The organism is Archangium primigenium, from assembly GCF_016904885.1.
GTDB lineage: Bacteria > Myxococcota > Myxococcia > Myxococcales > Myxococcaceae > Cystobacter > Cystobacter primigenius.
Window position 1 is genome coordinate 5,718,889 of record NZ_JADWYI010000001.1, and the last position, 18,052, is coordinate 5,736,940.

The window sequence follows — 18,052 nt, forward strand, 5'->3', positions numbered from 1 at the left end:
GCTCAGTGACCCAGGGTGGACCCGCGCTGCTCGTCGGAGATGATGCGCCGTAACAGGTCCTGGGCGCCAGAATCCATCCCCTCGAATCGCATTCCCATGCCCGCCGGGCCCTTGTCCTGCCGCGAGGGGCGGCTCCACATGACCGTGGCCTCGGCCATCACCTCGCTCACCTCCCCGGAGCTCAGCCGCAAGAGCGCCTTGCCGCCCGTGCGCAACGGGGTGCTCGTCTGGAGGAACAGCCCGCCCTCGCTCAGGTTGGCGATCCGGGCATACAGGGTGATGTTGTCCGACTCGCACCAGCAGCGCAGGCGCGAGGTGAAACGCGTGTTCTTCCGGTTTTCCATCCGCAACCCGCTGTCCTCCGGCTCGCGGCCACCTTCCCGACCCCCACACCCTGCCCGACGAAGGGCTGCGACGTTAGCCAAGGTGTAAAAATCCGTCAAGCCGCGATCCCCCCCCTCCCCCTCCCCGGCCCTCAGGCCTTCAGGGAGGGCAGGTCGTCGAAGTGGGTGAGGCGCTTGAACTCCGCGAAGCGGGCGTGGAGGTCCGCGCGGGAGATTTCCTTCAGACGCTCGAGGCTGAACTTCTCCACGGTGAAGGAGGCCATGACGCTGCCCATGACCATGGCGCGCCGCAGCACGTCCGAGTCCAGGCCGCCCGAGGTGGCCAGGGTGCCCATGAAGCCGCCGGCGAAGGTGTCCCCGGCGCCCGTGGGGTCGAACACGTCGGCCAGGGGCATGGCGGGGCAGGCGAACACGTGCTCCTTCTCCACGAGCAGGGCGCCGTACTCGCCGCGCTTGATGACGACGCGCTGGGGGCCCATGGCGAGGATGGCGCGCGCGGCGCGCAGGATGTTGTGCTCACCGGACAGGAGGCGCGCCTCGGTGTCGTTGACGAAGAGCAGGTTGACGCGCGCGAGCGTCTTGAGGAGCGCGGGCCGGCTGCCGTTGATCCAGAAGTTCATGGTGTCCGCGGCCACGAGCTTGGGGGCGCGCACCTGATCCACGACCTGGGCCTGGAGCTCCGGGTGGATGTTGCCGAGCATGACGTACTGGGCCTGCCGGTGCTGCTCGGACAGCTTGGGCGAGAAGCTCTGGAAGACGTTGAGCTGGGTGTCGAGCGTCTCGGCCTCGTTGAGCTGCCAGCCGTAGCGGCCCTTCCACCGGAAGGTGCGGCCCTTCTCGTGGGACACGCCGGAGATGTCCACGCCACGGCCCTGGAGGAAGTCCAGGTGGGCCTGGGGGAAGTCCTCCCCCACCACCGCCACCATCTGCACCGGCGTGAAGAAGGACGCCGAGGTGGAGAAGAAGGACGCGGAGCCGCCGAGCACGTCCTCCTTGGTGCCGAAGGGGGTTTCCACCGAGTCCAGCGCGACCGAGCCAACGACGAGAAGAGACATGGGCATTCCAGGGGAGCGTGCGAAGGACGGCGCACGAGGCTCCCGGGGGGCTCGTGCCGTGGCGAGGTACGACTTTTGGCCGGGTCAGGTCAAGCCAATGCGGGATTTCCCCGCTAACGGGGCGTGGGGAGGATGGGCAGCAGCGCCTTGAGATCGTCGTCGGTGAAGTACAGGCCGCCACCGAAGAAGAAGTCCCGGCCGGCGAGCATGCGCCGGGTGTTGAGGTCGCGCCGGGGATCGTTGAGCAGGTCGTCCATGCCCACCGTGAGGAAGATGCGGTCGAAGGCCTGGGCGCGCAGGGCGGTGCGGATGCGCGGGTAGCGCAGCTCGTCCACCGAGAAGTTGAAGGCGTCCAGGCGCAGCATCAGGTGATCCTGGAAGAAGTGGAAGTCGGCGCCCACGCCGCCCGTGGACTCGATCATGCCGAAGCGCAGGGTGGTGAAGTAGTAGCGCTTGGCGAGCTGCGCGCTGAAGGTGAAGCCCTGGCGGGTGATCTTCTGCGCCTGGAGCACCGGCTCGCCCGAGGAGGGCGGGTTGGTCTGGGTGTAGACCGTCTCGGTGATGCCGCGCGGGTCGTCCACGATCTCCAGGAGGTAGTACTTGTCCGGCCGGGGCGCGAGCCGCAGGGACACGATGTTCTTGGACGTGCCCTGCCCCGTGAGCCAGGTGGACTGCAGGCCCACCTCGGTCTGCAACCCGGCGATGGTGGAGGCCAGGGCGGACACGTCCTCCACCGTCTCCGAGAGCTTCTGGCCCAGGCGCTTGTCGGTGAGCAGCGTGCCCACGGTGCCCTCGCCGTTCTTCACCTTCTGGGTGACCTCCTCGATGTTGGCGAGCGAGCGGTCCAGCCGCTCCATGGTCTGCTTGAGGCTGGAGACGCTGTCCTTCAAGTCCCCTTCCCCACTGCCGACGATCTGCCGCACCGAGGCGAGCACCTGGCGGGTGTCCTGGGTGATGACCTCGATGTTGCGCACGATGTTGCTGACGCTCTGCTCGTTGGTCTGGGTGAGGCCACGCACGTCGGCGCTCACGCTCTCGAAGTTGCGCAGGATGGCGTCGAGCTGCTGCGAGGAGGAGCGCACCGTCAGGTCCACCGACTCGGACAGGCGCACCATGTTGTCCACGATGCGGCCGAGCGAACCCGCGCCCTTCTCGCCGCCGAGCACGTCGCGCAAGGCGCCCGTCACCTGCTGGATGTCCGAGGTGATCTGGCTGAGCGAGGCGAACGCCGCCTCCATGCCCTGCACGTCCACGACCTTGCGGATCTCCTCGCCGTCCTTGAGCGGCGGGGTCATCTCCGTGCCGGGGTTCAGGTCGAGCAGGTAGTCGCCGAGCAGGGACTCCGAGCGCTTGATGAGGGCGGCGTCCTGGTGCAGCGCCACGTCGTCGCGGATGCGCACCGTGACGCGCGCCCGGGTGCCGTCGAGCTTGACGTCCGTCACCTCGCCCACGGGGATGCCGGCGATCTGGATGCGGCTCTTGGGGCCCAGGCCCGAGGCGTCGCGGAAGAAGGCGTACGCCTCCACGGACTCGTCCTTGCCCAGGCCGCCCTTGCGGGTGAAGGCGATGAAGGCGAAGAGGAAGCCTCCGGCGACGAGCACCAGCAGGCCTACGCGAAAGGGTGTGACGAGCTTCTTCACCGGCGGGAACTCCTAGTCATTCTTGCCGAACCACGTCTCCAGGAAGACCTTCACGGTGGGGTGCTCGGAGGCGCGCACCTGCTCCGGGGGGCCCTGCTCCAGGATGACGCCCTTGCTGAGGAAGGCGATCTGATCGGCGATATTGAAGGCGGAAGCGATGTCGTGGCTGATGACCACGCTGGTGACGCCCAGCTCGCGCTGGGCCGCGAGGATCATCTCGTCCACGTAGTCGGTGGTGATGGGATCCAGGCCCGTGGTGGGCTCGTCGTAGAGGACGATCTTCGGCTCCATCACGACGGCGCGCGCCAGGCCCACGCGCTTGCGCATGCCGCCGGACAGGTCCGCGGGGAACTTGCCCTCCACCGCGCGCGGCAGGCCCATCAAGTCGAGCTTGGCGCGCACCCGCGAGAGCACCTCGTCCTCGGACAACTGGCGGTGCTGGCGCAGGGGAAAGGCCACGTTCTCGTAGACGGTCATCGAGTCGAACAGCGCGGCGGCCTGGAACACCATGCCGAACTTGTTGCGCACGCGCGCCAGGTCCTCGGCGCCCATGGGCACCAGATCCTCGCCGTCGATGAGCACCTGGCCCGTGTCCGGCTTGAGCAGCCCGATCATGTGCTTCATCAACACCGTCTTGCCCGAGCCCGAGCCCCCGAGGATGACGCAGGTGTCCCCCTCGGCCACGGACAGATCGATGCCCGTGAGCACCTGATGTCCACCGAAGGACTTCTGCAGGCCCTGGATCTCGATCATCGGCCGCGCGGGCGCCAGGTCCGCCATCGTCAGTGGAGGAGCACCCCGACGATGAAGTCGAGGATGAAGATGGACAGGGCGCTGTTGACCATGGCGGCGGTGGTGGCCTGGCCCACGCCCTTGGCGCCACCGGCGGCGTGGTAGCCCTTGAAGCAGCAGATGAGCGCCACGGCCAGGCCGAACACCGCGCCCTTGATGACGCCCTCGAGCACGTCCGCGGGCTCCAGCCACTGCTGGGTGCGCGCGATGAACGTCCCGGGGGACACGCCCTGCACGGACACGGACACCACATAGGCGCCGAAGATGCCCGCGGCGTCGAAGAGCAGCGTGAGCACCGGCACCATGAACAGCCCCGCGAGCACCCGGGGCACCAGCAGGAACTGCACCGGGTTGACGGCCATGGTCTCCAGGGCGTCCACCTGCTCGGTGACGCGCATGGTGCCCAACTCCGTGCACATGGCGGAGCCCGCGCGCATGGTCATCATCAGCGAGGAGAACACGGGCGCCAGTTCGCGCGTGAGCACCAGGCCCACCGTGGGGCCCACCAGGCTCTGGGCGTCGAACATGGCGAAGGCCGCGGCGGACTGGTTGGCGAACACCATGCCGGTGAACAGCCCGGTGAGCAGCACGATGAACACGCTGCCCACGCCCACGAAATCCAGCTGGAAGAAGAGGTTGTGCAGCCGCAACGGCCGGCGCACGCTCAGCCGCATCACGTCCACGCCGAGCGTGACCAGGCGGCCCAGGTCCTCCACCCGCTCGATGAGGCCCCGCCCCACCGCCTCGATGGCCTGCACGGTCGCGGAGGGGCGTGGGGGTTCTTGCGCCTGCTGAGGTGTCTCTGGGGGCACGGGAGCTTCCTACTCTATGTGCCCCCCTTCCCGGCACAAGCAATCGCTCCGGGCCCGGCCCTCCTGGACTTTCCGGACCTCCAAGCATCCAGGCACGCGCCCGCCCGCGTCCGCCGACAAAGGGGTTTCTCCCAGACGGGCTTGCCGTTATGTTCCGCCCCCCTTTTTCAACCCCCCCCTCTCTTCCGAGAAGCGAGAAGCACACACCCATGGCGACCCAACACAAGGTCGGCGGCGAGGTCGACGCCTTCTGTACCCGGTGCCGACTCACGCTCGCACACACCATCCTCGCGATGGTGGGCACGAAGATCGCCCGCGTCCGCTGCAACACCTGCAACGGCGACCACGCCTACCGCTCCGCACCGGGCACCACCGACAAGCCGTCGGCCTCGTCCCGCGCCAGCTCCTCCTCCAGCACCTCGCGCCCCCGCGCCAGCCGCGCGTCCTCCGAGGAGAAGATCGTCATCTCCTTCGAGGAGCAGCTCGCCGGCAAGGATATCGCCAACGCCCCGCGCTACAGCCCGCGCGAGACCTTCAAGGTGGATCAGGTCATCAACCACCCCACCTTCGGGCTGGGCCTGGTGACGGCGGTGCGCGGCAACAAGGTGGACATCGCGTTCCGCGCGGAGACCAAGACGCTCATGCACGCCGCGGGCGGCGCCCCCGCGGAGAAGCCCGCCTTCAGCCCGCCCAACGCCCGGAAGGCGGGTCCGGCGGACAAGCCGATGGCCGCCCCCGACGCGGACCCCGATGCGGAGCCCGAAACCGAGTCCTCGGATCCCGTCGAAGGTTGACAGGAGCGCCGGGGAGGCTGGACGGTAGGCCCTTGCGTATGCGCGCGCCGCTCCTCTACTTGCTGCTCGCCCTGCCCACCCTGGCGGTGGCCGAGCCCTTCCAGGTGACGGCGGTGCCGCGGCAGGTCGTCCTGGGTCGGGATGCCGTGGTGGTGGTGCGGGTCCCGCGGCCGCCCGGCATGCCCGTGCTGCGCGCCGCGGCCTCCTCGGGGCACCTGGCGCCGCTGGCGTCCTCGCCCCCCGGAGAGGCCGCCTACGCCTGGACGCCTCCGGACATCCGCTACCCGCTGCTGGCCGTGCTCGCCTTCTGGGTGGACCGGCCCGGCCTGCCCCCCGAGCCCACCTTCCTGCACATCCCCCTGCTGGGCCGCACCACGCTCAACGTGGACACGCGGGGCGGCCCGGGCACCCAGGTGGTGGTGCGCGTGGGCGAGAAGGACTTCGGCCCCCTGCCCACGGATAGGCGGGGCCGCGCCCAGGTGCCCGTGGAGGTGCCCCCGGGCGTGCGCGAGGCGATCGTGCTCGCCACCTCCAAGCGCCAGAAGTTGCGGCGCACCATTCCCCTCGCCGTGCCCCCCGCCCAGCCCCTCATCGCGCTCTTGAGCCCCCTGCCCCTGCGCGAGGACGCGGATGGCTGGCTCGTGACGCTCGGGGACGGGCCCGTGCCGGGCGCCGCCCTGCACCTGCGGGTGGACGGCGCGGCCATCGAGGAAGAAGGCCCGGGCGTGTTCCGGCTCCGGCCCGTGCCGGGCGCGCGGGAGATCCACGTGGAGGCCCGGCGCACGGATGGCACGGCCTCGGCCCAGGTCTCGGGCCCGGTGGAGCCCGCCCCCGTCGAGCCGCCCGCGCCGCCCGAGCCCCCCGCGCCCCTCGCGCCCCTGGAGGTGCCCCTGGTGTGGGCGCCACCGCCGCCCCGCGCCCGGCCCGCGCCGCCGCCCGCGCCCCGGCCCCGCGCGCCCGTCTGGGCCGTCCAGGTTCTCGGCGGCGTCTTCGTCGCGGGGGGCGACAACCAGGGCCCCCAGGCCTCGCTGGCCCTGGGCGTGCGCCTGCCCGGCCTGGGCGAGCGCGTCTTCCTGGAGGCCGAGGCCGGGTGGCGCCAGGCCACCACCCACTTCACCCTGGAGGGTCTGGGCACGGTGGACGCCCGCGTGCGCGCCCTGCCCCTGGGGGTGTCCGCGCGGATCCGCGTCCTGGAGCTCGGGCGGCTGTCCCTGCATGGCCGGGTGGGCGGCGGCGCCGTGTCCTACACCCACCAGGCCACGGGCTCCTTCTTCGACACCCCGCTCGCGCAGCGGGGGTGGACGTCGCTGGGCTTCGTCGCCGTCCAGGCCGCGTGGCGCCTGGGCTGGGTGAGTCCGGTGGTGGAACTGCAGGGCGCGCGGGCCCTGGCGAGCACGCCGCTGGTCGAGGCCCGTTTCGGCGGCGTGTCCGCGTCCGTGGGAGTAAGATTCAGCCCATGAGACTGCCCTGGGTGGTGCTGCCGTGGGTGCTGCTGAGCGCGTGCGAGCCGGCCTCGACGCCCTCGCGCACGCCCCGTGTCCTGTCCGTCACGCCCCTGAGCCAGCGCTCCAACGAGTCCCGCGTCGTCACGCTTCAGTTGGACGAGGATCCCCCGCTGCGCGTGGACTATGGCCAGTCCTCGGCGCGCCTGCCCGCGCTGCCCCAGCTGCGGCTCGGGGACGCGGTGACGGTGACGCTGGACTCCTACCTCGGCCACGGCCAGTACCTGGGCCGCGTGGGACCCGTGGCCTACGGCACGTATGACCTGAACGTGCTGCTGCCGGACGGCCGCGAGGCCGCCTTCTCGGACGCCCGCTATGTGGTCAAGCGGGCCATCAGCTACTCCATCAACCCCATCGGGCGACAGCAGGCGGGCGTGCCGTTCGACGTCACCGTGCGCGTGGACGTGAAGGACGACCTGCCCTTCGCGGGAACGGCGGTGCTTCAGCTCTACAAGGATGGACGCCCCGAGGGGCCGCCGGAGGTGATAGGCCCCCTGAGCGAGGGAGAGAGCGACCCCTGGCCTTTTCCTGCGCAGTCGTCCGGAGATGACTATGTCATTCGGATCACCGACGATCAGGACAATGCCGCCACCTCCCAGTCGTTCCCCGTGGATCCGGTGGACCCGTAGCATCGACGTCCGAGGCTCATGAGCACGTACTCCCCTTCCCCTTTTTCGTGGCAGTTCAACCTCGGCCGCATCCCCGTGGTGGTGGAGCCGAGCTTCTGGCTCATCACCGCCCTGTTCGGCCTGATGGGGGCGCGGGAGAACGTGGCCTGGACGGGGATCTGGGTGGGCGTCTGCTTCGTGTCCATCCTCATCCACGAGCTGGGCCATGCCCTGGCCGCCATGACGCTGGGCTCGGACCTGGTGCACATCCGCCTCTATGAGTTCGGCGGGCTCACGACCCACCAGGTCATCAGCCGCTGGCGCGACGTGGCCGTCACCGCCGCGGGCCCCCTGGCGGGCTTCCTGTTCGGCGGCCTGATGGTGGCCGTGCACCACTACGTGCCAGCCACCACCGAGTACGGCCAGGTGGCCTACAGCTACCTCAAGTTCGTGAACTTCTTCTGGGGCTTCGTGAACCTGCTGCCGGTGCTGCCGTTGGACGGCGGCCACATCCTCAGCGGCGTGCTGGGCCCCACCCGCCAGCGCATCGCCCTGTGGGTGGGCGTCGTCGTCGCGGCGGGGGTGACGGCCCTGGCGCTCCTGGGCCGCGCCATCTTCGTGGCCTTCATGTTCGGCCGCATGGCGTACACCTGCTGGCAGGCCCTGTCCTATACGCGCGATCTCAAGCCCCTGGAGCCCGTGCGCCCCGCCGAGGACACCGAGCCGGTGAAGGACCTGGTCGCCCAGGGCTGGCAGGCCTTGCGCTCGGGCCAGGAGAGCGAGGCGTCGCGGCTGGGCCACCTGGCCTTCAGCGTGGCCGCGCCCGGCGAGGAGACCAACACGGTGCGCGACCTGCTCGCCTGGGTGGCGCTCTCCGAGGGCAACCCGCGCGCCGCCCTGTCGCAGCTGGAGAAGGTGGCCCCGCCCGAGGCCGTCAAACCCTACTCGCTCGCCATGGCGTACGAGGCGGCGGGGCTGCACGAGCGCGCCCTGCCCCCCGCCCTGCGCGCCCAGGAGACCGAGCCGTCCGAGGCCACGGTGGCGCTCGCGGTGCGCCTGCTGGTGCGGGCCCAGCGGCTGCCGGAGGCCGAGCGCTCGGCGCGGGACTTCGCCTGGAGGAACCTCGCCCGGCGGGACGCGCTGCTCGCGGACATCGCCGTGGCGCGGGGGGACTATGGCGCGGCGGCGAGCCTGTTCGCGCGCACCTTCGAGACCACCGGTCGCGCCGAGGAGGCCTACCAGGCCGCGCTCAACCACGCCCGGGGCGATCAGGTGGAGCACGCCACCGAGTGGCTCAAGCGCGCGCTGGACGCGGGCTACGACGATCTGGACGCGGCGCTCCAGGAGCCCGCCCTGGCCCTGGTGCGCGCCACGCCGGAGATCGCCCAGCGCCTCACCCCGCGTCAGGGCTGACGGCCCGCCGCCCGGGAATGGGGACTCCGGGTTTTCCCGGAGTCCCGCATGGTAGACTGGGAGGGACCCTGCCCCCCCCCCGGAGTCTCCCCGTGCTGCCGACCGTCAGAACCGTGTTTCGCGTCTCACGCACCAGGTTCTCGCAGAAGAAGAGCCTCTTCACCCTGGTCGAGTCGACCAAGCCGCTCATCACCCAGCACATCGAGTGGGCGGAGCGGCGCGTCTACGACGCCCCGAGCCGCTCCCTTCACTTCGATCGCGAGCCGATGTCTCCCGTGCGGATGACGGGCGGCCAGGGTGCCTCTTCCTCGGGGGGCGGTGGCGGTGGCTCCCTGCGTCGGCGGGACTCCTTCGGCGGTGGCGGGGGCGGCTCGCCCGGGGGCAACGAGCCGCCGGATCCGGAGGGCGGCGGGTTCTGGAAGGCCGTGTGCTACTTCTCCTCGCTGCTGCTGTTCGGCTACTGGTCCTACGCGGACAACACCCACGAGAACACGGGCGGCGTCACCGGCCCGCTCACGGATGCCATGGCCCGTGGCGCCAAATTCGCCCAGGACAAGACCGTGGGCACCCTGCCGAGCCGCGACGACCAGGACGAGGAGCTCCAGCAGTTCCTCGCCCTGGTGGGCGAGGCGCACGCGAAGGTGCTGGGCAAGGGCCTGCCCTCGTCGGATCGGGCGCTCGATGCGTCCTTCCTGGCGATGAAGGACAACCTGCCCCAACTGCTCGACATCATCAGCCGGCAGGTCTCCCCGGACTGCCCCTTGTTGGAGGCGAGCCTGGGCAACTCGGACGAGCACGTCTACGCGATGGCGCTGCACATCCCGGCGAGCCAGGGCAAGGGCTACGACGCGCTGGGCCTGCATGAGATCATCCTGCGCTCCGCGAGCAACTTCCCCGGCGGCTTCCGGGTGCTCCAGCAGGAGGGCGGCGTGGGTTCCATGCCCGCGGAGATCGAGCTGGCGGGAGGCGACCGCGTCCTCATCCGCGACGGCCTGACCTTCGAGAACAAGGGCCGCAAGGGGGCCGTGTTCCACTTCCGCACGGGCAAGGCGCACTCCCTGGAGGGCAGCCTCTACCACGCCGTCTTCCAGAACTCCGATGGCAGCTACGTCATCTTCCGGGTCGGCGTGGGCAAGGCGCCCACCCTTCAGGGCAAGGGCCGAGGGTTCCTGGACAGCTTCAACAACCAGATGGGGCCCGCGTCCTGGTTCCTGGCGGATCTGCGCGCCATGCAGGAGCTGGCCAGCGAGGGCGCCGTGGAGCAGCTGCTCAAGGGCGCGGTGCCCTCGGGCTCCATCCGCTCGGTCGAGGATCTCAAGAAGGCCCATCAGACCATGGGGACGGCCGCCAAGTACGGAGGCCCCATCTCGCGCGACGTCGTGAAGCCGCTCGTGCTCCCGGTCGCGCGGGCGATCCAGGACGCGGTGCGGCCCCTGCGCAACACCTCCAGCCAGAGCGACGGTCCGGGGTGAGCGCCGTGCCTCCGGTCCTCCTCCGGAGGCACGCGACGTGGCCGCGGGGTGAGCTGCTCGCGCTGCAGCTCGCCGCCCTGCGCCACGCGGGCCCGTCGCACTACCGCCCCCGGCAGCTCGAGGCCTGGGGCGCCCTCGCGGCCCAGGGCTCCGAGGCCGAGGACGCCCAGACGGACCGCGCGCTGTACGTGGCCCAGGCCGGGGCGCTGCTCGCCGGGTTCGGGCAGCTCCAGCTCTCCACGTCCTTCGTCGCGGCGCTGTACGTCCACCCCCACTTCGAGGGTCAGGGCATCGGCACGGCGCTGCTCACCGCCCTGGAGCGGGAGCTCGTGGCGCTCGAGCACGAGGGCGTCCAGCTCCACGCGTCGCTCAACGCCGTGGCGTTCTATGTCCGTCGGGGCTACCGCGCCGTGGGCGACGCGGCTTTCGTGGGCCCCGACAACACCCGGGTGCCCATGGTCCACATGGTGAAGGCGTTGGACGGGGGCGCCTCGCCCGCTCCCGCCGGGTGACGCACTCCGGTTCCGGAAACGGCGGGAATTCCCGTACACTTGGATGCCCAAACGTCCCCTGACGAGGTTGCCCGCGTGAGCGTCGGTTCCACCAGCGGTTCCAATTCCAGTCGGAGTTCCTCGTCGTCCTCTTCGTCCAGCTCCAGCCGCGGATCGAGCAGCTCGGAGGGAAGCAAGAGCGCGAAGAGCTCCAAGACGTCCGAGAGCCCGTCGTCCAAGACGTCCGCCGCCGAGCGCTTCTCTCGCAGCAGCTTCGAGGCCGCGCCGACCAAGGGCGCCAAGGGAACCCAGGACACGCCCGCCCGGCCCAAGGCCGCCTTCAACCGGCGCGATCCCAAGAGCGTGGCGTTCCAGAGCGAGCTCCAGGCGCCCCGGCTCGACAGGCAGATCCTCCGCGCCGGGACGTTCGGCCCCGCCTCCTCCTTCCAGAAGGGCGCCCCCGGACCTCAGTCCACCGCTTTCGAGCGGACCCCGCAGGTCGCCCCCGTCCCGGCGACGCGCCAGGGCAATCCCGGGCTTGAGGCCATCAACGCGGTGAACCTCGTCGCGGGCAAGAAGCATTCGTGTGTCACGACCGTGCGCGCCAACCTCCAGGCCGCGGGCATGAAGGGCGTGCCCACCACGACCAGCGGCGACAAGAACAACTCGCGCGGCATGATGGCCCAGATGATCCAGAGCGGCCACTGGCGCTCCGTGGCGATCCCGGGCGCCACGTCGACGACCATCCCCAGTGGCTACGGCGATGTCCAGGCCCACGTCCTCACCCGCGAGGCCTACCTCGACGCGGCGAGCAAGGGCCTCATTCCCGAGGGCTCGGTGGTGTTCCAGACCAAGCACGGCTGGGATTATGGCGAAGGGGCCTACGGCAACGACGTGGGCATCGTGCGCAACGGCGCCATCTTCAACTACGAGCAGAACAACACCATGGCCATCTACTCCGGCCTGGTGTCGGCGGTCGTCCTGCACCCGAACTGAGCCCCCGCGTGTGGGTGGGAGGGGAGCGGCGGGCCAGGCAACGCATCAGGGCGCCCTGGACGCCCCCCTCCTGTCGGGGAAGAACGCTAAGCTCGGCGCCCCCTGGAAAGGACGGCCCCCATGCCTTGGCCCTGTGGCACTTGTGACTGGTCCAACCTGGACAACGCGACGGCGTGTCTGGTCTGCAAGGATCCCCGCATCAACGAGGTCCTCGACCGTCCGGCCCGTGCGCCCGCGCTCAAGACGCCGAGCCCACCTCCCGGCATGGGCGCGCCCCGCGAAGGCGTCGAGGAGCCCGGCAACCACCTGTATCCCAAGAAGGCCCACCAGCATCACGCGCAGACCTCGCGCTGCCTGACCCGGCGCCACCAGGACGCGGACATCCGCCAGAACCAGATCGCCGAGGAGACGTTCGTCAAGCGGTTCCAGGCGGACCCCTTCTCCGTGTGGAAGGAGCTGCGCGAGCGCGCCCGGCGCGACCCGAACTTCTCCTTCCCCGAGCTGTCCGAGCTGTTCGACAACATGCGGCGGCAGTTGCTCACGATGGCGCAGCGGGCCTGCTGCGGCGAGCGGATGAAGGACATGCTCATCGACAGCTGGGTGCCCGACGCGCTCCGCCTGGAGCTCCAGGGAGAGGCCCCCGCCCTGCTCCTGCGGGACATGGACGCGATCGCGCGCCAGGGCTACCGCTACCAGGACGCGCTCCGCTTCTGTCTCAAGTTCGTCAAGGTGCTCGACTACATCACCTGGCGCGCGCGTACCGCGTGGGAGGTGCGTGGCTACAAGCTCGACGCGGCCCTGGACAAGGGCCTGGACACCACGGGCGCCGTCGCCCATTACAAGTACTCGGTGCGCGGGGACGTGGTCAGCGGCGTGCAGAAGGCGCGGGGCGACTACGCCCGCAAGTGGGCCCTGGTGCCCCACGGCAAGCCCTCCGACACGAACACGCGCTTCGTGCACACGCGCTTCGAGCCGTACAAGCACTTCGCCGCGGGCTTCTCGTGCTTCCCCGAGTCCGTGACGATGATGGACGTCTACGACCTGGCGTCGACGAGCACCGCGTGGCCCTACGACACCGGCCATACCGATCGCGGCTCGACCCTGGAAACCCTGCTTGCGGATCCGGACATCGTGGCGGTGCCGACCTACAACTACCTGGGCTCGGGCTTCTTCACGCGCACGCGCGGCGTGCCCATGTGTGTCATCGGGATGATCGACACCGAGTTCATCGGCGCGGACGCCATCTGCATGAGCCCGCTCACGTTCTTCGATCACGACATGTTCCACATCGTCGGCTACCCCAAGAACTCCGACAGCACCCAGCTCGTGCACACGATGAAGTTCCGGCTCCAGGAGCTGCGCGCGAAGGTGGACGGCTCGCTGCGCGACGAGGACGTCTACGCTCTGTGGGATCGCAACGCGAAGAAGGTGTTCGAGTGGATCGATCCGATGAAGGACAGGAAGCTGCGCTGGGCGCTGAACATCCTGGCGTTCTTCGTGCTGCACGAGCCGGCCAACCTGGGGGATGACACCCAGAACCCGCCGGCGCTCGCCGAGCCCCACGCGATGCGCGAGCGGCTGGAGAACCCGAAGCTGGGCGAGCGCATGCTCCTGCGCGCGCGCAACGGGGACTTCGGCGCGCCCTCCCAGGAGGTGCTCGCACACCTGTCGCCCGGGGGCGAGGCCTTCACGCGGCTGCTCGCGAAGCTCGACGAGCTCGAGGTGGACCCCGGACAAGGCCTGCATGGGTACGCGACCCGGAAGAACGGCAAGTTGCTGTCGCTGCCCTCCCGACGGACGACCTGACCCAGGACTCGCGTTGCCGCCGGGGCTCCAGGACAATGCGGCCCCTGCATGTCTCCTTCCTTCGACACCACGGGTGGCCCGGCCCCGCTCGGCACCCAGCTGCTCTCCGCGCACTTCCGCGCGGACGCCGCCGCCCGCGAGGCCATCGTGGCCCGGTTCATCAGCCGGATGGCCGCCCTCTGCATCCTCTCCACGCTCGGGCTCGTCTCGGTCATCGGCGGGCCGCGCGCCATGGCCGTGGCGGGCCTGTGCGCCGTCATCGCCGTCTACTACGGGGTGCTGTCCCGGGTGCTGCGGCGCGGCTGGTTCCACCCCGGCATCTACTGGGTCAACATCGCGCTGGAGACGTCCACCGGCGGGCTGCTCTTCGTCTGTGACACGCTCTTCGGCACGCCCGAGCAGGCGCTGGGCAACCCCATGGCCGTGCTCTGGACGGCGGCCATCGTGTTCGCGGCGCTGCGGGGCAAGCGCCGCCTGGCCCTGTTCGCCGGGGGACTCGTGGCGGCCCAGACGGTGCTGCTCTACTTCCTGCTGGCCTGGCCCCGGCTGGCCGAGCCCGTACCCATGTACTTCTCGCCGCCCCTGGTGCTGCTGCGGGCCGCCTACTACGTCGGCATCGGCTGGCTGGCGGCGCTCGTGGCCGGCTACCTCACGCAGCGCGCCGAGGAGGCGCTGCACGCCGTGCGGGCCAAGGATCTGGTGGGCAAGTACTTCCTGCACGAGCGGCTGGGCGTGGGCGGCATGGCCGAGGTGTTCCGCGCCACGTACAGCCCGGAGGGCGGCTTCGAGAAGGTGGTGGCCATCAAGCGCATCCTCCCGGCCTATGCCGAGGACGAGGACTTCGTGACGCTGTTCCGCCGGGAGGCGGAGCTGGGCTCGCTGCTCAACCACCCCAACATCGTCCAGGTGCTCGACGTGGGCCGCTTCGGGGACACGTACTTCATGGCCATGGAGCACATCGAGGGCGTGTCCCTGCGCGAGCTCATCAAGAGCCACGGGCCGCTGCCGCCCGCGGTGGTGGCCTACCTGGGGGCGGAGCTGGGCGAGGCGCTCGACTACGTGCACCGGCGCACCGCGAGCGACGGCACCCCGCTCAACCTCGTGCACCGCGACGTCAATCCCCCCAACATCCTGCTGTCGCGCATCGGCGAGGTGAAGCTCGGGGACTTTGGCGTGGCCCGGGCGGCCATCCACGTCCGGCTCACCCAGGCGGACCGGGTGCGCGGCAAGCTGGGCTACCTGGCGCCGGAGCAGGCCCGGGGCCACGCCTTCGACGGGCGCGCGGATCTCTTCGCGCTCGGCCTCACGCTGCACGAGGCGCTCACCGGCCGGCGCGTCTTCCAGGACGAGGACATCTCCAACACCGTGCGCGCGACGCCGCCGCCCTTCCTCGTGTCGCCCTCGGTGCACCGCCCGGACGTGCCCCCCGCGCTGGACGCCGCCCTCATGGGCCTGGTGCGCTGGAACGTGCAGGAGCGCACGGAGCGGGGCCAGCGGCTGCGCGAGCAGTTGTGCGCCCTGACGGGCGTGGCCGCGCCCTTCCCCCGGGGACAGCGCGAGCTGGGCCGCCTGGTGCAGGAAGCCCTCGCGCACAAGGCGGGCCACGTCCCCGCGCGGAGCGCGGAGCGGGAGACCCGGGTGGAGCACCTCCCCTCCCCGCCGGGCAGCGAGGAGCCCACGGGCGTGGTGACGCGAAGGAGCTTGGATGAGCCGTGAGGGAGACCCCCGGATGGATTGGCGTCAACGCCTGCGCGCGGTTTCGCGCCTCACGCTCGTGGGCTGGGCGGTCGCGTTCGTCATCCAGTACGTGTTGGGACAATGGCTCCTCACTGAAAGCTCCGTGTGCGCCCCGTGGGGGACCCGCCTCTCGCTGTTCGACCGCGCGGTGGCGCCGCCGTTCGTGTGGGGCCTGGGGACGGTGATGGTGGCGATCGCGTACCTGCTCGCGGTGGTGGTGACGATGGTGGGCAAGACGCCCCTCGCCGAGGCCCTGGGGCTCCTGCCGCTGATGCTGCTGCCCGTGCTCCTGCTCGGGCTGGGCGCGTGGTCCTTCCACCGGGAGCGGACCGGGGGCCCCCGCCCCTGGCGCTGGCTGAATGGGGCTCGCTGTTCGTGCTGGCCCTCGGGCTCAACGTCAGCGCCACCCTGCTGTTCTGCGTGGGCATGAGCGCGTGAACGGCGGGGCTCAGCGCGAGGGGTCCACCGAGGTCGGCGGCCGGGGCGTCTCGCGCACGGGGACGTAGCACTTGCCGGCATGCTCGTAGAACTGACCGCACGGCGGCGTGGCCACTACCAGCCAGCACCCCCCGTTGAGTTCCACCTGACCGCCGGGAGGCGGAAGACAGGGCGGGGCCTGCTGGCGCTCCAGCCGCTTGGGCGGCAGGGGCACGGCGATCGTGCCGCCGTCCCGCGTCAGCCAGTCGGTGGTGGCCACCTCGGAGAGCGGCCCCTCCGACGCGGGCGCCCTGTACACGGCGGAGCGCGACGGCGAGAACAGGACCCCGAGCGCGACGCCGACCGCGAGGATCGCCCCGACGCGCGGGAGCCACTCGGGCGGCGAGCGCCACGCCGGACGCGGCACCCGGGCGAGACCGGCCCGCGCCACGACCCGCCCGGCCAGGAGCACGGGCACCGGGGAGCCCACCTGCCGCGCGCAGGCGACCGCGAAGCCCAGGAGTTCCGGTGTCCCCAAACCTCGCCGCCGGGCGCCGATGAAGACGCGTGCCCACTGCCGCCTTTTGCGTGGAGTCATGTTGGGGACGTGACTTATCGCGTCGGGTGCGCGGGCGTCTAGAATCCAGGGTCCTGGACGCCCGCGTCCCCTCCCGGGTGCTACGGGCTCGCGGGCGTGTAGCGCGTGGCGTTGGAGCCCGACGCGGTGAACACCTGGCCGGTGTGCAGCAGCACGGCCGTCTCGTCCCTGACGGGCGCTCCCGCGGGCTGGGAGGTCCAGGTGCGGGTGGCCGGATCGAAGAGATCGGAGGCGCCGGAGCCCGCGACCACCAGCACCTTGCCCGAGTAGAGCAGGGTCGCGCTCTGGCTGCCGTACACGTGGTTCATGTTGGACGCGCGCGTCCAACTGTCGCTGTAGGGGTTGTACAGCCAGGACGCGAGGCTGGGGTCGCTGCCCTCGCTGCCGCCCATGAGCAGCACCTCGCCCGAGTACAGCCGGATGAGCTTGTGGGCGGTGTGGGCGCCCGGCTTGCTCGCCACGAGGCGCCAGGTGTTGGTGGCGGGGTTGTACACCTCGGCGTTGGCGCGCTCCGAGGGGTCCGGGTTTCCGGTCACCAGCACCTCGCCCGAGTACAGCCGCGCCGCCGCCTGGAAGAAGCCGTAGGTCTTCTTGGGGCCCGTGCGGGTCCAGGTGCCGGTGTCCGGGTCGTACACCTCGGCGGTGTAGGAGAAGCCGGCCATGGTGGTCATGCCGCCCGAGACGAGCACCTTGCCGGAGTCCAGCAGCGTGGTGGTGAACCAGGAGCGGCCCTCGTTGAGCGAGCCCGTGTAGCTCCAGGTGCCGGTGGCGGGGTCATACAGCTCCACGGCGCGCACGTTGGGCGTGACGCTGTTCTGTCCGCCGATGACGAGCACCTTGCCCGAGGCGAGCCGCACCGCGCCGCCATTGGAGTGCGGCTCGTGGAGCGAGCCGGTGAAGGCCCACGTGTTGGAGTACGGGTTGTAGAGCTCCGCGGACGTGAGGTAGGTGTTCCAGTCCGAGCCCCCCGCGGCCAGCACCAGGCCCGAGTCGAGCAAGGTGAGCGAGTGCTTCTCGCGCCGCTGGAGCATGGGCGCCTGGGACGCCCAGGAGGCCGCGGCCTGCTTCTCCATCGCGTCGACGCGGGACGTCATCGGCGCGGTGTCCGGGGCCTCGGACTCCAGGGGCGCGCCACAGCCGGTGGACAGGGACAGCAGGCCCGCGAACAGCAGGGAGCCGCGCAGCGTCGTGTGCATGGGATTTCCTCGTGGGGGGAGCGGAACCGAGGGTCTCGGCTCCGCAGTTCTCCACGCTGACACGATTTGTTTATTCTCGCTGTTCGAACGAGTCCGCCGTGCTCATGGGGGACTCAGGGCCCCTTGTAGCGCCAGAAGCAACCGGCGCACGGCGTAGCCCTCGAAGTCGTCCACGGGATCGATGCTCGCGGGGAACACCTCCAGCGCGCTCTGGATCATCGTGAGCGTGGACTGGAGCCCCTCCGGCCCCGCCTGCCGTGGCGTTTGATCCAGCAGGAAGGCCGTGTTCACCAGGTTGGCCCACCGGTTGTCGTGCGTCATGTGTCGCGCCCTCCCCGCGCAGGGGTGGAAGTCACCTGCCCTCTCGGCCTTATTCAAC

General features: G+C 70.6%; 18 protein-coding genes. 10 read left to right on the forward strand and 8 right to left on the reverse strand.

Features of this window, described 5'->3' with window-relative positions:
• Positions 1-2: 2 nt before the first annotated feature.
• The 5 genes from I3V78_RS23410 to I3V78_RS23430 form a co-directional block, all read right to left on the reverse strand.
• Complete coding sequence (locus I3V78_RS23410; protein ID WP_204490666.1) at positions 3-344, reverse strand: TIGR02266 family protein; 342 nt, start codon at positions 342-344, stop codon at positions 3-5.
• A 131-nt stretch (positions 345-475) separates the two neighbouring features.
• Entirely contained in the window at positions 476-1,399 is a 924-nt protein-coding gene (locus I3V78_RS23415; protein WP_204490667.1) for a PfkB family carbohydrate kinase, read from the reverse strand.
• A gap of 113 nt (positions 1,400-1,512) precedes the next feature.
• Positions 1,513-3,039 carry an MlaD family protein gene (locus tag I3V78_RS23420; protein WP_204490668.1) on the reverse strand — a complete coding sequence of 509 codons (1,527 nt, stop codon included), beginning with the start codon at positions 3,037-3,039 and terminating at the stop codon, positions 1,513-1,515.
• Between the two features lie 12 nt (positions 3,040-3,051).
• On the reverse strand, positions 3,052-3,819 hold the full coding sequence (locus tag I3V78_RS23425) for an ABC transporter ATP-binding protein (protein ID WP_420840426.1): 768 nt from the start codon (positions 3,817-3,819) through the stop codon (positions 3,052-3,054).
• A 2-nt stretch (positions 3,820-3,821) separates the two neighbouring features.
• A complete protein-coding gene (locus tag I3V78_RS23430; protein WP_204490669.1) occupies positions 3,822-4,643 on the reverse strand; it encodes an MlaE family lipid ABC transporter permease subunit in 822 nt (273 codons plus the stop codon).
• Positions 4,644-4,852: 209 nt separating this feature from the next.
• Between I3V78_RS23430 and I3V78_RS23435 the strand changes: the two genes are divergently transcribed.
• The 10 genes from I3V78_RS23435 to I3V78_RS23480 all read left to right on the forward strand — a co-directional run bounded on the left by I3V78_RS23435 (position 4,853) and on the right by I3V78_RS23480 (position 15,892).
• The gene (locus tag I3V78_RS23435) at positions 4,853-5,437 is read left to right on the forward strand and encodes a hypothetical protein (RefSeq protein ID WP_204490670.1); all 585 of its coding nucleotides are present in this window, start codon (positions 4,853-4,855) and stop codon (positions 5,435-5,437) included.
• 38 nt (positions 5,438-5,475) lie between these two features.
• Entirely contained in the window at positions 5,476-6,897 is a 1,422-nt protein-coding gene (locus I3V78_RS23440) for a hypothetical protein (protein WP_204490671.1), read from the forward strand.
• A complete protein-coding gene (locus I3V78_RS23445; protein WP_204490672.1) occupies positions 6,894-7,568 on the forward strand; it encodes a hypothetical protein in 675 nt (224 codons plus the stop codon). The genes I3V78_RS23440 and I3V78_RS23445 overlap by 4 nt, the downstream gene beginning before the upstream one ends.
• A gap of 18 nt (positions 7,569-7,586) precedes the next feature.
• On the forward strand, positions 7,587-8,960 hold the full coding sequence (locus I3V78_RS23450) for a M50 family metallopeptidase (protein ID WP_204490673.1): 1,374 nt from the start codon (positions 7,587-7,589) through the stop codon (positions 8,958-8,960).
• Between the two features lie 92 nt (positions 8,961-9,052).
• On the forward strand, positions 9,053-10,432 hold the full coding sequence (locus tag I3V78_RS23455; protein WP_204490674.1) for a hypothetical protein: 1,380 nt from the start codon (positions 9,053-9,055) through the stop codon (positions 10,430-10,432).
• Positions 10,433-10,437: 5 nt separating this feature from the next.
• Positions 10,438-10,944: a GNAT family N-acetyltransferase gene (locus tag I3V78_RS23460; protein ID WP_204490675.1), complete on the forward strand. Its 507-nt coding sequence runs from the start codon at positions 10,438-10,440 to the stop codon at positions 10,942-10,944.
• Between the two features lie 75 nt (positions 10,945-11,019).
• Positions 11,020-11,919, forward strand: coding sequence for a hypothetical protein (locus tag I3V78_RS23465; protein ID WP_204490676.1), 900 nt, complete (start codon positions 11,020-11,022; stop codon positions 11,917-11,919).
• Between the two features lie 120 nt (positions 11,920-12,039).
• Positions 12,040-13,725 (forward strand): hypothetical protein, encoded by a 1,686-nt coding sequence (locus I3V78_RS23470; protein WP_204490677.1) that lies wholly within the window; start codon positions 12,040-12,042, stop codon positions 13,723-13,725.
• Between the two features lie 48 nt (positions 13,726-13,773).
• Positions 13,774-15,441 carry a serine/threonine-protein kinase gene (locus I3V78_RS23475; RefSeq protein WP_204490678.1) on the forward strand — a complete coding sequence of 556 codons (1,668 nt, stop codon included), beginning with the start codon at positions 13,774-13,776 and terminating at the stop codon, positions 15,439-15,441.
• Positions 15,442-15,454: 13 nt separating this feature from the next.
• Positions 15,455-15,892: a hypothetical protein gene (locus I3V78_RS23480; protein ID WP_204490679.1), complete on the forward strand. Its 438-nt coding sequence runs from the start codon at positions 15,455-15,457 to the stop codon at positions 15,890-15,892.
• 18 nt (positions 15,893-15,910) lie between these two features.
• Here the strand turns inward: I3V78_RS23480 and I3V78_RS23485 are convergent, their stop codons facing one another.
• From I3V78_RS23485 to I3V78_RS23495, 3 genes are all read right to left on the reverse strand, one after another.
• Positions 15,911-16,477: a hypothetical protein gene (locus I3V78_RS23485; RefSeq protein ID WP_204490680.1), complete on the reverse strand. Its 567-nt coding sequence runs from the start codon at positions 16,475-16,477 to the stop codon at positions 15,911-15,913.
• A gap of 80 nt (positions 16,478-16,557) precedes the next feature.
• The gene (locus I3V78_RS23490; RefSeq protein WP_204490681.1) at positions 16,558-17,673 is read right to left on the reverse strand and encodes a Kelch repeat-containing protein; all 1,116 of its coding nucleotides are present in this window, start codon (positions 17,671-17,673) and stop codon (positions 16,558-16,560) included.
• Between the two features lie 102 nt (positions 17,674-17,775).
• The gene (locus I3V78_RS23495; RefSeq protein WP_204490682.1) at positions 17,776-17,994 is read right to left on the reverse strand and encodes a hypothetical protein; all 219 of its coding nucleotides are present in this window, start codon (positions 17,992-17,994) and stop codon (positions 17,776-17,778) included.
• Positions 17,995-18,052 lie beyond the last annotated feature (58 nt).

Coding starts and splice junctions, on each gene's coding strand:
- I3V78_RS23495 (WP_204490682.1), bottom strand. CDS start 17,994: ATGACGCACGACAACCGGTGGGCCAACCTGGTGAACACGGCCTTCCTG.
- I3V78_RS23470 (WP_204490677.1), top strand. CDS start 12,040: ATGCCTTGGCCCTGTGGCACTTGTGACTGGTCCAACCTGGACAACGCG.
- I3V78_RS23425 (WP_420840426.1), bottom strand. CDS start 3,819: ATGGCGGACCTGGCGCCCGCGCGGCCGATGATCGAGATCCAGGGCCTG.
- I3V78_RS23445 (WP_204490672.1), top strand. CDS start 6,894: ATGAGACTGCCCTGGGTGGTGCTGCCGTGGGTGCTGCTGAGCGCGTGC.
- I3V78_RS23435 (WP_204490670.1), top strand. CDS start 4,853: ATGGCGACCCAACACAAGGTCGGCGGCGAGGTCGACGCCTTCTGTACC.
- I3V78_RS23475 (WP_204490678.1), top strand. CDS start 13,774: ATGTCTCCTTCCTTCGACACCACGGGTGGCCCGGCCCCGCTCGGCACC.
- I3V78_RS23410 (WP_204490666.1), bottom strand. CDS start 344: ATGGAAAACCGGAAGAACACGCGTTTCACCTCGCGCCTGCGCTGCTGG.
- I3V78_RS23415 (WP_204490667.1), bottom strand. CDS start 1,399: ATGTCTCTTCTCGTCGTTGGCTCGGTCGCGCTGGACTCGGTGGAAACC.
- I3V78_RS23440 (WP_204490671.1), top strand. CDS start 5,476: ATGCGCGCGCCGCTCCTCTACTTGCTGCTCGCCCTGCCCACCCTGGCG.
- I3V78_RS23450 (WP_204490673.1), top strand. CDS start 7,587: ATGAGCACGTACTCCCCTTCCCCTTTTTCGTGGCAGTTCAACCTCGGC.
- I3V78_RS23485 (WP_204490680.1), bottom strand. CDS start 16,477: ATGACTCCACGCAAAAGGCGGCAGTGGGCACGCGTCTTCATCGGCGCC.
- I3V78_RS23490 (WP_204490681.1), bottom strand. CDS start 17,673: ATGCACACGACGCTGCGCGGCTCCCTGCTGTTCGCGGGCCTGCTGTCC.
- I3V78_RS23480 (WP_204490679.1), top strand. CDS start 15,455: ATGGATTGGCGTCAACGCCTGCGCGCGGTTTCGCGCCTCACGCTCGTG.